This is a genomic window from Pseudomonas cavernae, from assembly GCF_003595175.1.
Classification (GTDB): domain Bacteria; phylum Pseudomonadota; class Gammaproteobacteria; order Pseudomonadales; family Pseudomonadaceae; genus Aquipseudomonas; species Aquipseudomonas cavernae.
In genome coordinates, this window is the sequence record NZ_CP032419.1 from 2,600,868 (window position 1) to 2,613,953 (window position 13,086).

Annotated in this window: 8 protein-coding genes and 1 pseudogene; 1 reads left to right on the forward strand and 8 read right to left on the reverse strand. The window is 63.2% G+C overall.

Annotated features, from left to right (window positions below; genetic code table 11):
- Positions 1-7 precede the first annotated feature (7 nt).
- From D3880_RS11900 to D3880_RS11930, 7 genes and pseudogenes are all read right to left on the reverse strand, one after another.
- Positions 8-1,378 (reverse strand): FAD-dependent oxidoreductase, encoded by a 1,371-nt coding sequence (locus D3880_RS11900; RefSeq protein ID WP_119893643.1) that lies wholly within the window; start codon positions 1,376-1,378, stop codon positions 8-10.
- Complete coding sequence (locus D3880_RS11905) at positions 1,375-2,214, reverse strand: aspartate/glutamate racemase family protein (RefSeq protein ID WP_119893644.1); 840 nt, start codon at positions 2,212-2,214, stop codon at positions 1,375-1,377. The genes D3880_RS11900 and D3880_RS11905 overlap by 4 nt, the downstream gene beginning before the upstream one ends.
- A 9-nt stretch (positions 2,215-2,223) precedes the next feature.
- The gene (locus D3880_RS11910) at positions 2,224-4,401 is read right to left on the reverse strand and encodes a PQQ-dependent dehydrogenase, methanol/ethanol family (RefSeq protein WP_119893645.1); all 2,178 of its coding nucleotides are present in this window, start codon (positions 4,399-4,401) and stop codon (positions 2,224-2,226) included.
- Positions 4,402-4,412: 11 nt separating this feature from the next.
- Positions 4,413-5,882, reverse strand: a complete 1,470-nt coding sequence (gene tcuA / locus D3880_RS11915; protein WP_119895728.1) for an FAD-dependent tricarballylate dehydrogenase TcuA — start codon at positions 5,880-5,882, stop codon at positions 4,413-4,415.
- 193 nt (positions 5,883-6,075) lie between these two features.
- Positions 6,076-8,199, reverse strand: coding sequence for a TonB-dependent receptor family protein (locus D3880_RS11920; protein WP_119893646.1), 2,124 nt, complete (start codon positions 8,197-8,199; stop codon positions 6,076-6,078).
- A gap of 1,056 nt (positions 8,200-9,255) precedes the next feature.
- Complete coding sequence (gene ilvD, locus D3880_RS11925) at positions 9,256-10,938, reverse strand: dihydroxy-acid dehydratase (protein ID WP_119893647.1); 1,683 nt, start codon at positions 10,936-10,938, stop codon at positions 9,256-9,258.
- 108 nt (positions 10,939-11,046) lie between these two features.
- A pseudogene (locus D3880_RS11930) lies at positions 11,047-11,493 on the reverse strand (IS110 family RNA-guided transposase); the annotation flags it as partial.
- 299 nt (positions 11,494-11,792) lie between these two features.
- Between D3880_RS11930 and D3880_RS11935 the strand changes: the two are divergent.
- Entirely contained in the window at positions 11,793-11,984 is a 192-nt protein-coding gene (locus D3880_RS11935; RefSeq protein WP_119893648.1) for a DUF7740 domain-containing protein, read from the forward strand.
- Positions 11,985-11,993: 9 nt separating this feature from the next.
- On the opposite strand, the gene D3880_RS11940 is transcribed toward D3880_RS11935, so the two are convergent.
- Positions 11,994-12,965, reverse strand: coding sequence for a site-specific integrase (locus tag D3880_RS11940; RefSeq protein ID WP_119893649.1), 972 nt, complete (start codon positions 12,963-12,965; stop codon positions 11,994-11,996).
- Positions 12,966-13,086 lie beyond the last annotated feature (121 nt).

Here is a 13,086-nt window from a genome sequence, read left to right on the forward strand (position 1 = left end):
CCGTCGGTCATAAGCCTTGCGCGGTAGCCGCGGCGAGACGCCCGAAAATGGCCGCCTTGCCCAGCGCCGAACCCGTCATATAGGCCGCGCCATGCAGACCACCGACCACCTCGCCGGCAGCCAGCAGGCCCTCGATCGGTGCGCCAAACACGTCGTGCACGCGCATCTGCGCATCGATGCACAGGCCGCAGTAAGTGCCGAATACCGCCGCCGTGGAGGGGTAGGCGTAGAACGGCCCGCGTTCGATGGGCCGCAGTTCGCCATGCTGATGCACCAGATGGCGGCGGCCGAACTCCGGCTCCTGGCCGTCGCGCACCGCCTGGTTGTAGGCCGCCACCTCGGCCAGCAGCACTTCCTCCGGCACCTCGATCAGGCGCGCCAGCTGCTCCAGGCTCTCGGCCTCGACGAACAGACCTTCCTCCAGGCGCCGCTCGAAGTCGAGGATGCGCACCCGGTTGTCGCCGCTTTCCATGATGTCGCGGTCGAGAATCTGGTAAGTCACGCCATAAGACTGCTGCATGCAGGCATCGCCGAGCAGCTTGTAGGACAGCGACTCGTCGACGAAGCGGCGGCCTTCCTGGTTCACCGCAATGGCGCCCTTGTACACCGCCAGGCAGGCATGGTGATTGTTCTCGTCCATCGGATGCTTGCCGAAGGTGCCCTTGATGTAGGGCGTGTCGCGCACGTCGGCACCCAGCGCCCAGGCCATGCGCAGGCCATCGCCCTCATTGCCCTCGCCGCCGATGAACACCGCGTTGTCGTACTGCGGCACGAAGCGGTGCACCAGCGCGCGGTCATGGACGAAACCGCCGGCGGCCAGCACCACGGCCTTGCGCGCGTACAGCTCGAGTGACTCGCCGCCCTGCTCGGCCAGCACCCGGCGCACCCGCCCATTGCTCTCGCGCAACAGGCGGCGGGCGCGGGTCTGCTTGAGCACCTCGACCCGGCCGCTGGCCTTGGCCGCCAACTCCAGTTGGCGGATCATGTCCGCCGGGTCGACGTTGTGCACTCGCGGCACCGACTGCCCGGAAGCCGCCTCGATCACCGGGGCGAACACCACGCCCTTGTCGCGCAGCCATTGGTAGGTGGCCAGTTGGTTGTCCGCGTAGGCGCGCACCAGCGCCTCGTCGCATTCGCCCTTGCCGACCTCGACCAGGTCGGCGAACAACCGCTCGGCGGAATCCTCGATGCCGTTCTCGCGCTGCAGGTCGGTGCCGGCGAAGGCCAGGCAACCGCCGCTCATCGCCGAGGAGCCGCCGGTCTGTGCGGTCTTCTCCAACAGGATGACCTCAAGGCCGGCCTCGGCCGCCTCCAGGGCCGCGGCGAAACCGGCCAGGCCGCCGCCGATCACCACCAGATCGCATTCACGGGTTTTCATGCTGTCACTCCAAGCTGTTGTTCCGGCGTCAGGAAGCGCTCACTGAGGCCGTAGAAGGTGAAAATTTCCTTGACCCGTTGGCGTTCGGGCCGCGCCGAGAAATAGCCTCGGTTGCATGGCCGCACGCCGTTGGCGCGACGCAGGTCGACCATGGCCTCGGCCTGCTTGATCCATGCGCCGAGCGAATCCAAAACCGGTACGCCGTCGACCTCGTTGATGCCGTGACTGGCCAGCAGCACGTTCAGCGGCGCCTCGCCGGGGATGATCACTTCGGCACCGTCAGCGATCAGTGCGCGGGCCGCCACGCGAAAGCGCTCGATCAGTGCGGTCGGATCGCTGAAGGCGGTTAGCACGTCGGCGAAGCGGAAACCGACATGGCGCACACTGGCCAGGCGCTCGGCCAGGCCATGACGCGCGGCGTTCTCCTGCACCAACTCGGCCAGCTCGTCGATAAACACCAGCACGCCGAACTTGCGCCCGAGCATGCACGCGGTAAGCATCGCCGACTCGCCGTAACCCACCACCGGGATGTCCAGCAGGCTGCGGATATCGCGCAGAGCCGGTTCCGGCAGGGTGCTGATGGCGTAGGCATCGAAACCCTGCTCCTCGGCATTCAGCCCGGCCGCCATGAACTGCAGGCCGTGCAGGTATTGCAGGGCGGAATGCTTGATGTCGTCGCCCGGGTAGTTGCTGCGATAAGTGCCCGGCTGCATGCCGTGCATGTGGATCTCGGTGCCCGGCCGCGCCACCTTGCGAAAATGCGCGCGCAGTGCCTGGTCGTAGGCGCCCAGGTCACTCAACACGGTAAAGCTTTGATGCCAGATACGAATGCTCATGACGGTTCCTTATGGCTGGCTTGGCGTTGACTCGGCCTGTGCCGGGATGATCAGTTTCGGCGGCGACGGCACCTTGGCCCGAGCGCGGTCGCGAATGAATTGGTAGATGGCGTCCAGTTCGCCGTCGCTCAGTTCGTCGAAGCGCGGCATCCCCCGTGGCTGCAAGGCACCGTCGCGCACCACCGCCTCCAACCCCTCGCGAGTAAGAGCCAGCGGTGACGCGCGCAGGTCCGGCGCACCGCCGCCGCTGATGGCATCGTGGCCGTGGCAGGTCTGGCAGGTCATCGCGTAGAGCGCCTCGCCCTGACTAACTCGACCCGCGTCCAGTTGCAGCTCCGGGCGGTCCAGCGGAGTCACCTTGGTGATCGGCGTATCCGGCAGTACGCCTTTGGCGTCCACCGCGAAGGTCAACAGGCGCCGCCCGCCATCGCGGAAATTCCAGCCGTGCTGGGCGAACAGCGAGCCGCCCACCAGCGGCCCGCCGCCGCCCCAGCCGACCAGCACCGAGATGTATTGCCGCCCATCCACGCTGTAGCTGATCGGTGGCGCGGAGATGCCGCGCTGGGCGTAGAACTGCCAGAGGGTCTTGCCGTCGGCCGCATCGAAGGCCACCAGATGCCCGTCTGCCTGGCCTTGGAACACCAGCCCACCTGCGGTGGTCAGGGTGCCGCCCGGCCAGGCGCCCGCCGTGGGCCGGCGCCAGACTTCACGCTGGGCCAGCGGGTCCCAGGCAACCAATGCCGAACTGCCGGCCTCCTTGGGAATATCGCCGGCATCCACATTCACGCCGAAGGCATAGGTGTTGCGCTTATGCTCCCACTTGAGCGGATCGATACCCTTGTCGTTGTAGTAACCGGGGATATCCAGGGTCGGGATATAGACCAGGCCGGTACCCGGATTGAAGGACATCGGATGCCAGCTGTGACGTCCCGGTGGCCCCGGCCAGATCAACGCCTCGCCACTCTCGTAGCGGGCGCCGGGCACCTCGACCGGGCGACCGCTGGCCAGGTCGACCTTCTCCGCCCAGGTGACCTTGCCGATTTTCTCCGCCGAGATCAGCTTGCCGGTCTCGCGATCGATGACATAGAAGAAGCCGTTCTTCGGCGCGTGCATCAGCACCCGGCGTGGCTTGCCCTCCACCTGCAAGTCCGCCAGCACCATGTCCATCGCCGAGTTGTAGTCCCACATCTCGCCCGGCGTGGTCTGGTAGTGCCAGGCATATTCGCCGCTGTCGGCATCCAAGGCGACGATCGAGGACAAGTACAGGTTGTCGCCGCCACCAGGGCTGCGGATCTTGCGGTTCCACGGCGCGCCGTTGCCGGTGCCGATATAGACCCGGTTGAATTGCGGGTCGTAGGTCAAGGAGTTCCAGGCGGTGCCGCCGCCACCATGTTTCCACCACTCGCCGGTCCAGGTCTTGGCGGCCATTTCCATGGCCTTGTTTTCAAAACCATCGGCCGGATTGCCCGGTACGGTGTGGAAACGCCAGGCCTGTTTGCCGGTCTGCGCATCGTAAGCGGTGACATAGCCGCGCAGCGGACCGTTGTCGGCGCCACCGAAGCCGATCAGCACCTTGCCGTTGAAGGCCAGCGGCGCACCGGTGATCTGTGCATGGGTGTCTGGGTCGGTGGTCTGGGTCGACCAGACCTGCTGGCCGGTCTGCATCGCGATGGCAATCAGACGGCCATCGCCGGTGCCGACAAACACCTTGTCGCTCCACATGGCCAAGCCACGGTTCATCCCCCAGTACATGCGCTGGCGTGCGGGATTGTGCTCGCGAAAAGCCTCGGTCACCTTCGGATCAAAACGCCACAGGGTCTTGCCGGTTTTCGCCTCGACCGCATACACCACGCTGAAACTGGCGCTGAAATAGATCACGCCGTCCTTGACCAGCGGCGTCGCAACCAGCGAGGTCGCCTCCGGCACATCCATGGCCCACGCTAGGCCCAGACGCTTGACCGAGTCACGGTCGATCTTGGCCAGCGGACTGAAACGCTGCTCCGAGTAGTTACGGCCGTAGGCCAGCCAGTTATGGCCCGGCTCGTCGGCGGCGATTGCCTGGGCATCGACGTCAGCGGCCAGCACCTGTCCGCCCCATAACAGCGCCAGGCTGCAGGCCGCCAGACACACCGTGACGCCCAGCGAACGGAAAATCCGATACGGCTTCATCTTCTTGTTGTTCTCCATGAGTAGTCTCCTCAACCCAGCCGGCGGGCGGCAGCGCCCGCGCCGGCGATACGCCCGAGCACCGAGCCGGACGTCAGCCCGGCGCCACCGGCGTATTTCACGTAATAGAGATTGCCGACCAGCTCGCCGGCGGCGTAGAGGCCGGGAATGACCTGACCCTCCTCGTCGATCACTTCGGCTTGGCTGTTCACCTTCAGCCCGCCGAAGGTGAAGGTGATGCCACAGGTCACCGCGTAGGCTACGAAGGGCGGGCGCTCCAGGGGATTCGCCCAGTTGGATTTGGGAATGGCCAGGCCAACGGTCGAACGGCCGTCGCGCACGGCCGGATTGAACGGCACTTCACGGCTTACTGCAGCGTTGTAAGCACGCAGCGTATCGAGCAGGGCGTTGACGTTGACACCCTCCAGCTTCGCCGCCAGTTCTTCCAAGGTGTTGGCCTGGATGCGCGTCGCCTGGCGTACCCGGTATTCGTCCGGCAGCAGCGGCTCGCTGTGCTGGTCGAACAGCTGCCAGGCGATGCCACCCGGTTGCTGCAGCACCTTGGCGCCCATGCCCGAGTAGGTGTAGTTGCGAAAGTCCAAGCCCTCGTCGACGAAGCGCTTGCCCTCGGCGTTGACCACCACGCCGAGGTGGAAATAGTTCTTCTGCTGGTTGAGCAGGTTGAGGTCGCCCTGCTCGGGCGCATTGACATCGTAGAACACCGCGTGGCAACCCGACCAGTTGCCATGCGCGGCCGCGCCGATGTCCATAGCCATGCGGATGCCGTCGCCGGTGTTGTAACGCGAGCCGCGCACCTTGGCCAGGTCCCAGCCCGGCCCCAGGTACTTGGCGCGCCACTCCAGATTGGCGTGGAAACCGCCGGTGGCCAGGATCAACCCGGCGGCACTGAAGCGCTGGCCGTTGGCACACTCGACCTGCCAACGCCCTTGTTCATCGCGGCTCAGGCGCTGGGCTCGGCAACCGTAATGCAGCTCGACGCCATTGCGCTCGGCCCGCCGCATCAGCGCCTCGACCAGGCCCAGGCCGCCGCCGGACACCTCCACGGTGAGACCGCCCCAGAACTTGTACTTACCCTCGACCTTGAACGCCTGGCGGCCGAAGATCGGCATGAAGCGCACGCCCTGGCGGGTCATCCACTGCAAGGTGGCGAAGCCCTCGGTGACGACGGTGTCGAGCACCTCGGGGTCGGCACGGTATTGGCTCTGCGCGGCCAGCTCGGCGAAGAACTCCTCCTGGGTATAACTGCCGAAATCACTGTTCTCGATCTCGCTGTCGAGTAGGTCGGGCATCAGCTCGCGTAGATCCTCGACCCCCCGATAAGCGACGCGAAAGGCACCGCCGGTATGTGCCGAGTTGCCCCCGCGCTGTTCCACGGGCGCCCGCTCCAGCAGCGCCACGCGAGCCCCCTGCTCGCGCGCCGACAACGCCGCGCACAGGCCGGCATTGCCGCCGCCGAGCACAATCACATCGTAATGATTCATTTCCATCGCCCCTCGGCAGAAAACTCGGTGCTGCCCCTAGGGCTGGCAGCTTTTGCCGAATTATCTGCAGGGACCCAACGCGATTACAGGCGGCCCGGCCGAAGGGGCTTTTCACTAAACCTGCAAGGTGTCGACCAGGCGCAGCGCAAACAACCCTCGACCAGGTGCGCTACGGCGAGCCGCATGACGCTGCTCAGAATTGATAGGACAAATTGGCGCCTGCGTACCATGACAGCCCCGGCGCCGCTTCGTAGAAGCGGCCGTTGCCATCACCGACGATCACCGAACCGACGTACTGGCGATCCAGCAGGTTGTCCAGGCGCAAGGTCTGCTGGAAGGTCCAGGGCGCGTGTTTCTGCTCGAAGCGGGCGCGCCAGTTGAACACGCTGTAGGCCGGGGCGGGGCGCGCATTGTTGCTGTCTTCGACATAGACCTTGCTGCGGTACAGGCCCTCGATAGCGGTACTGAGCCAGTCGCGGGGCTGCCAGTTGAGTTCGGCGAACAGGGTGTTCTGCGGGATGCCGGGCAGGTAGTTGCCCTCGTCGACGCGCTTCTGGCTGGCACCGCTGCCGCTGATAAAGTCGCTGTCGTAGGTTGCTTGCAGATGGGTATAAGCGATGTGGGTGCTCCACTGCTCGCTGATCTGGCTTGCCAGTGCCAGCTCGAAGCCGCGGCGCAGGGTGCGTCCGGCGTTTTGATAGCTGGTGCGCCCACCCACCGATTGCGCGACCACCAGCTCATCTTCGGTGCTGATCTGGAACAGCGCGGCATTGATCCGCGTGCGGTCACCGAGCAGAACCTTCAGACCCACTTCGTATTGCTTGCTGGTGGCAGGCTTCAAGCCGAAGTTGAAGCCTTCACGGCCGCCGGGGGCATAGGCCAATTCGGCCTGGGTCGGGGTTTCGAAGCCTTTGCCGACGCTGACATAGCCATGCAAGTTCGGGGCGAAGGCGTACATCACGCTGAGCGCCGGGTTGTTCTGCTGGTAGCGTTTGTCACCACTGGCGTCACCGTTGCTGAGGAAGTGGTCAGCGACTTCCAACTGCATGGTGCTGTGGCGCAGCCCGGCCTGGATCGTCCAGTTGTCGATGGCCCAGTTGGCTTGCCCATAGGGATCGAGGCTGGTGGCGGTATCGACTTCATCGCGGCGCAGTTCGCCCTTGATGCCTGTTTGGCTGCCAATGAAATTCTGGAAGCCGCGACGGTCGTCTTCGCTCCGGTCGAAGTCCAGCCCGGCGATCAGGGTCAGCTCGCCCGGCGCGCTGCTGACCGGTTGCAACCAGCGCACCCCGGCGCCGTAGAACGTCCGGTCAAAGTCGACCACGCCGCCGCCCCGCTCACTCGCCGGAGTGCCTTTGGGAATCGACAAGTACTGAATCACGCTGCGCTCGCCGGTGTAGGCATTGAGCTGCAAGGTCGCCTCACCCATGTAGCGCTCGTAGTTCATCCCCAACTGCTGGTGGTCGATGCTTTTGCGGGTGTTGTAGAGCTGCGCGTTGGCCGTGACCGAACGCGGGTCGGCTTTATAGGCTTCCCAGGTTTGCCCCAGCGGGTCCTGCGTGCCGTTCTGCTCAAGGCTGCTGTAGATCAGCGCCAGTTTGCTGTCGGCGTCGGGGTCAAGGTTGAGCTTGGCAAAGGTCTGGTCGCGTCGCGCGGCGCTGTGGTCGCGGTAGCCGTCGGTGTCCAGGCGCGAGGCGTCGAGCACAAACCCGGCGCCGGCCACTGCGCCTTCGGCGCTGAGGTGGTTCTTGCTCAGACCGTCGCTGCCGATCAGAGTCTCAGCGCCAATGCGCGGAGCGCCCTCACCATCTCGGGAGAACAGCTGGATCACGCCACCGGCATTGCTGCCATACAGAGTAGCGACCGGGCCACGCAGCACTTCGATGCGCTCGGCGGTATCGAGATTGAAAGTCGCCGCCTGGCCTTGGCCGTCCGGGGTACTGGCTGGAATGCCGTCAGCAATCAGCTTGAGGCCGCGCACGCCGAAGGCCGCGCGCGCACCGAAGCCGCGCGAGGATATTTGCAGATCCTGGGCGTAGTTCTGGCGGTTCTGCACCACCAGTCCCGGCACCCGATTGAGGACTTCGGAAGCATTGATACCGAGCTGGCCGTCACTGATTTGCTGCTGATCGAGGCTATCCACCGAGAATGGCAGGTCGAAGCTGTCATCCGGCCTGTAGGTGCCGCTGACGACCAGAGCATCGAGCAGCACTGCGCTCTCCCGAGCCTGTACCGCGTCCCCCTGCCCCAAGCAAACCGCGGCAACCGACAACCCGTACAAAAACATCGATGGTCTGAATAGCGTCGGATGTTTCATCTGCTGACTCCTGCGTGAAAAACACCCGTGCAGCACTGCAGAGAAACGGCAGCCGCAACCGGACCTCAAGCAACGCAGCGAGTACAAGCGGCAGTCAGCACATTGACTGAACTGCTACTCCGACCGGATGCCGGGTCGCGATTATTTTCTGAATGACGGAACACTCCACAGGCAAGAATCCCGAACACGCCTTTCGGAAATCTCGCAAGGTCTCGGTCAACTACGCACTTAGAATCAGGAGGGAGGGACGCCTTTGTACGTAGCACTCGCACAGAAGGAACATAAAATGATGAAAACAAGAAAAACGTTCATTTTCCTTTCGGTTTTATTGGCATTAACGCTCTCGGCAGTGTCTTACAGGATCGCCATAACCAAGCCTGACAAGCCAACCGTGTTTGCTTGCCCCTACTCCATCCATGGCTGCGCCATGCCGTTCAACTTCAAAGGCTGGCCCAGTATTCCGTGAGTCGTGGGGGTTATTCCAGCTCGATGAGGACTCCTTCGCGTCGCGCTGAGCGGAGATCAACGTCTGCTGAGGACCTGCCATGGTCCCGAGTCCAGTCATCTGCGCTTCGCGCGTGAGGCGGCAAGGATCGGTACAAGGGCCCAATGATCAGTCTGCACCGCGCCGCCCTCGAGAAAACTGTGATCGCGGGGGCGCTCTGGATATCACCAACTAGCTACATGAATCGAGTTGCTTGCCTGGGTGGCGTCCGCTATTTCACATGCAGGGAGAGTTTCTAGGGGCTGTTGACGTTTCGAGCCAGAAGCGTTGAAGAGGAGAAGCAAACCCGCAGAATTGAGGTTCCTACACCGAGGGTGTGCAGAATTTCGTGTAAACGAAACCCCGTTTACACGAAATTCTGCACACCCTCTTCTCTGGACGACCTCCTGAACAAAATTCGACGGGAGACAATTGAGAACCTGACCGACAACTCCGCTGAAGAATAAGCCGCTTGAAACTATTTGAGGGCCGGATCAATAGCGCTCGAAAGAGTTCTGTAGATGACCGTGAGCTGACCGTGGAAAGCCAAAATTTAACGGGCTATCGCGCGCTTAGAGATATTTATCCGTGACGGCGCCTTCCGAGGCACTGGACACGGTATTGGCGTATTTGGCCAGCACCCCGCGCTTGTACAGGGGTTCCGGGCGTACCCAGCGGGTCTTGCGCTCGGCCAGCTCGGCGTCGGAGACAGCGACCGTGATCTGCCGGGTTTCGGCGTCGATGGTGATCTTGTCGCCGTTCTCGATCAGCGCGATGGGGCCGCCGTCAAAGGCCTCGGGCGTGATATGACCCACCACAAAACCGTGGGAGCCGCCGGAGAAGCGGCCGTCGGTGATGAGTGCGACCTCCTTGCCCAGCCCCTTGCCCATGACGGCAGAAGTCGGCGAGAGCATTTCGCGCATGCCGGGGCCGCCCTTGGGGCCTTCGTAGCGGATCACGATGACGTCGCCGGCTTTGACTTCGCCATTGAGGATGCCGGCCAGCGCGCCTTCCTCGCCGTGGTAGACACGGGCCCGGCCTTCAAAGCGCAGGCCTTCCTTACCGGTGATCTTGGCCACCGCGCCCGTGGGCGAGAGGTTACCGCTCAGCACCACTAGGTGGGAGTCCTTCTTGATGGGCGCATCGAAGGGTAGGATCACGTCCTGACCTGCCGGGTAGTCGGCCACGCTTTCCAGATTTTCGGCCAGGGTCATGCCGGTGACCGTGAGCACATCGCCGTGCAGCATGCCGGCGGCCAGCATGCGCTTCATCAGGGGTTGGATGCCGCCGATGGCGACCAACTCGCTCATCATGTATTTGCCGCTGGGGCGCAGGTCGGCCACCACCGGGGCGTCCTTGCCCAGACGCACGAAGTCGTCCAGGGTCAGGTCCACGTCCACGGCATTGGCCATGGCCAAGAGATGCAGCACGGCATTGGTGGAGCCGGCCAGGGCGATCACGACCCGAATGGCGTTTTCAAAGGCCTTCTTGGTCATGATGTCGCGCGGCTTGATGTCACGCTTGAGCAGCTCCATGATCTGCTCACCGGCGCGGAAGCAGTCCGAGGCCTTGTTGCTGCTGATGGCGTCCTGGGCGCTGGAGCCGGGCAGGCTCATGCCCATGGCCTCAATGGCCGAGGCCATGGTATTGGCCGTATACATGCCGCCGCAGGAGCCGGGGCCAGGAATGGCCACTTCCTCGATCTGCTTGACCTGGATCTCGCTGATGTCACCACGCGCGTGCTGACCCACGGCCTCGAACACGGAAATGATGTCGGTGTGGCCGGCGCCCGGCCTGATGGTACCGCCATAGACAAAAATGGATGGACGATTCAGGCGCGCCATGCCGATGATGCAGCCCGGCATATTCTTGTCGCAGCCGCCCACGGCCACGAGGCCGTCAAAGCCTTCGCAGCCGGCCACGACTTCAATGGAGTCGGCGATGACTTCACGCGACACCAGCGAATACTTCATGCCTTCGGTGCCGTTGGCGATACCGTCGGAAATAGTGATGGTATTGAAGATCACGGATTTTCCGCCGGCGGCATCGGCACCCTTGCCGGCTTCTTCGGCCAGCTTGTTGATGTGCATATTGCAGGGCGTGACCATGGCCCAGGTGGAGGCAATACCGATCTGCGGCTTTTTGAAATCCTCATCCGTGAAGCCCACTGCGCGCAGCATGGCACGGGCGGGAGCGGCTTCTACACCGTCAACCACTTGAGAGGAATATTTACGCAGATTGTCGTTGTCGCTCATGACTTTTTCTCACATCAAAACCGTTGGCAGCCGCCTTTGAACGGCCCGGGAGCTTAGAGCTTTTTGCTAAAGACCAGCGAGTTGCGCTGGAAGTTGTAGCGAACTAAACCCGTACTCGGCGACCAAACCGCGAATCTGATCGGCCTTGGCCGTGCGCTGATGGATCAACCCGCTGCGGATGCGATGCGTCGCCTGGATATCCTGTTGCTCGATCGTCTTGATGGCGACGAAGCGCATGCTGGGGCGGCTCATCGCTTCACAGATTGCCTCGGCATCGTTGGCGTCGTTCTTGTTGCTCTTGACGTAGGGTTTGACGAACTGAGGCGCGATCAGCTTCACCCGAAATCCGCATGCCTGTAGCTGTCGCGCCCAATGGTGCGCACCGCCGCAACTTTCCATACCGATCTCACAACCGGGCTCGATCTTCTCCAGTACCGTTTGGAGCCAGCGATCGCGGGGCAGCCGCTGCCGCCAGACCGGCTTCTCATGACAATCCACACCGTGGATCTGAAACACGTTCTTGGCCGAGTCGACCCTCATGCGCATAAGCTTCATGTGTGGACTCCTTCTCACTGTTGACCGTAGTTCGCACCTTCAGTCTGGCACTTCAAGATGCCGAGGTGAGGAGGAGTCCATCCCATTGCTCGGGTCCAGACTGTGTAAAAACGCCCAGAGAGATCTACTCGGTAGAAATGCGACTTGCTGTAAGGCGCTACAAGCGATTTTTTCCACTTGGGTATGGGGTCAAGTGCCCCCTAAAATATCCAGGATTTGCGTTTTTATACAGCCTCGGTTGAAAGCGGTCTGACAGCATCGGGCCAGATCGGGGCTCGCCAGGAAGGAACGATAAGCCCATGACGATAGTTGATGCGACCATCGCCTTGCTGTTGGCCGCAAAGATTCACGGCACCAACGAGGCGATCAAAGCCACCGCCAAGCGCTGCGCCAAGCAACTGCCGCGGAGTAAGCGCGACTTGATGTTCTCGGTCATCGACAGCTCGAATCCGCTCCTGCTGGTCGACTTCCTCGCCAAGAATCTCGACTGAATTTTCTTGTCAGCGAGCCTCGCCCGGAAAAGGCTCAGCCGAAATCGCTCGCACGGCGGACGCTTGCAGGTTTCCGGCGAAGAACCCCGCGGCCTCGACATAACGCAGCGCTGACTTGGCGTCCTTCCAGCCGACATAGCTCATCAAGGATTTCTGGTCCCAGCCGTTGCGCGTCGCCCAGGTGGCAAAGCCGCGGCGCAAGGAATGGCTGCTGTACAGCTCGCCGTCCAGCCCCGCGCGTTGCAGCGTCTGCCGCAGCAACGGGATCACGCTGTTAGGGTGCAGCGCCGTGTCCTGCAGTTGGCCCCAGCGGTTGATGCCACGAAACACCGCTCCGCGCGCGATGCCCGCCACGCTGATCCAGTCCGTGTACGCCTGTACCGGACAGAGTCGAGCCAGCGCCGGCGCGCGGTAGGTCTGGCCTTGGTTGTCGCGGTCGCCCTTGCTCCAGGGCAGGAACAGCTGCATGCCCTCCCCCGGCCTGACCTGGATGTGCTCGACCTGCAGGCGGCACAGTTCGTCACTGCGGAAGGCGCGCCAGAAGCCGATCAGCAGCAGTGCACGGTCGCGCCAACAGCGCAGCAGCCGTGGCAGGTCGCCCTCCGCACGTGCCTTTTCCCCTGCCCGCTCCAGCCAGGCGACGCACTGTTCCAGTTCGCGTAGTTGCAGCGGCTCCGCCTGCTTCTCCGGTTTCGGGTGCAGGGTGCGGATGCCCTTCAGCACCTGGCGTACCAGCGGCGTCTTGGTCGGGTCGGGAAAGCCCTGACTGGTATGCCACTGGGCCAAAGCAGCCAGGCGCAGCTTGAGCGTGCTGCTGGCCAGGGTGCCGGCGTGATCCACCAGGTAGCGCACGATGGCGTCGCTGGTCGCCGGTAGGAAGCCGCCCCAACTCACCTCGAAGTGCTCGATCGCCTGCTGGTAGCTGCGCCGGGTGTTGGCCCGGCTGCCCGCCTGCAGGTAGCGCTCGACGTCCTGATGCATCGCCCCTCCCGCCCTGGCGTACTGCGTTTCGACGCAAATCCGGTCGAAATGCGGCCTAACCTTGGATAATTCGTGATTATCCAATTTTAATTGAGCTTCCATCTAGTGAAAAGGATCGCTG

Coding starts and splice junctions, on each gene's coding strand:
- ilvD (WP_119893647.1), bottom strand. CDS start 10,938: ATGAGCGACAACGACAATCTGCGTAAATATTCCTCTCAAGTGGTTGAC.
- D3880_RS11905 (WP_119893644.1), bottom strand. CDS start 2,214: ATGAGCATTCGTATCTGGCATCAAAGCTTTACCGTGTTGAGTGACCTG.
- D3880_RS11900 (WP_119893643.1), bottom strand. CDS start 1,378: ATGAAAACCCGTGAATGCGATCTGGTGGTGATCGGCGGCGGCCTGGCC.
- tcuA (WP_119895728.1), bottom strand. CDS start 5,882: ATGAATCATTACGATGTGATTGTGCTCGGCGGCGGCAATGCCGGCCTG.
- D3880_RS11935 (WP_119893648.1), top strand. CDS start 11,793: ATGACGATAGTTGATGCGACCATCGCCTTGCTGTTGGCCGCAAAGATT.
- D3880_RS11920 (WP_119893646.1), bottom strand. CDS start 8,199: ATGAAACATCCGACGCTATTCAGACCATCGATGTTTTTGTACGGGTTG.
- D3880_RS11910 (WP_119893645.1), bottom strand. CDS start 4,401: ATGGAGAACAACAAGAAGATGAAGCCGTATCGGATTTTCCGTTCGCTG.
- D3880_RS11940 (WP_119893649.1), bottom strand. CDS start 12,965: ATGCATCAGGACGTCGAGCGCTACCTGCAGGCGGGCAGCCGGGCCAAC.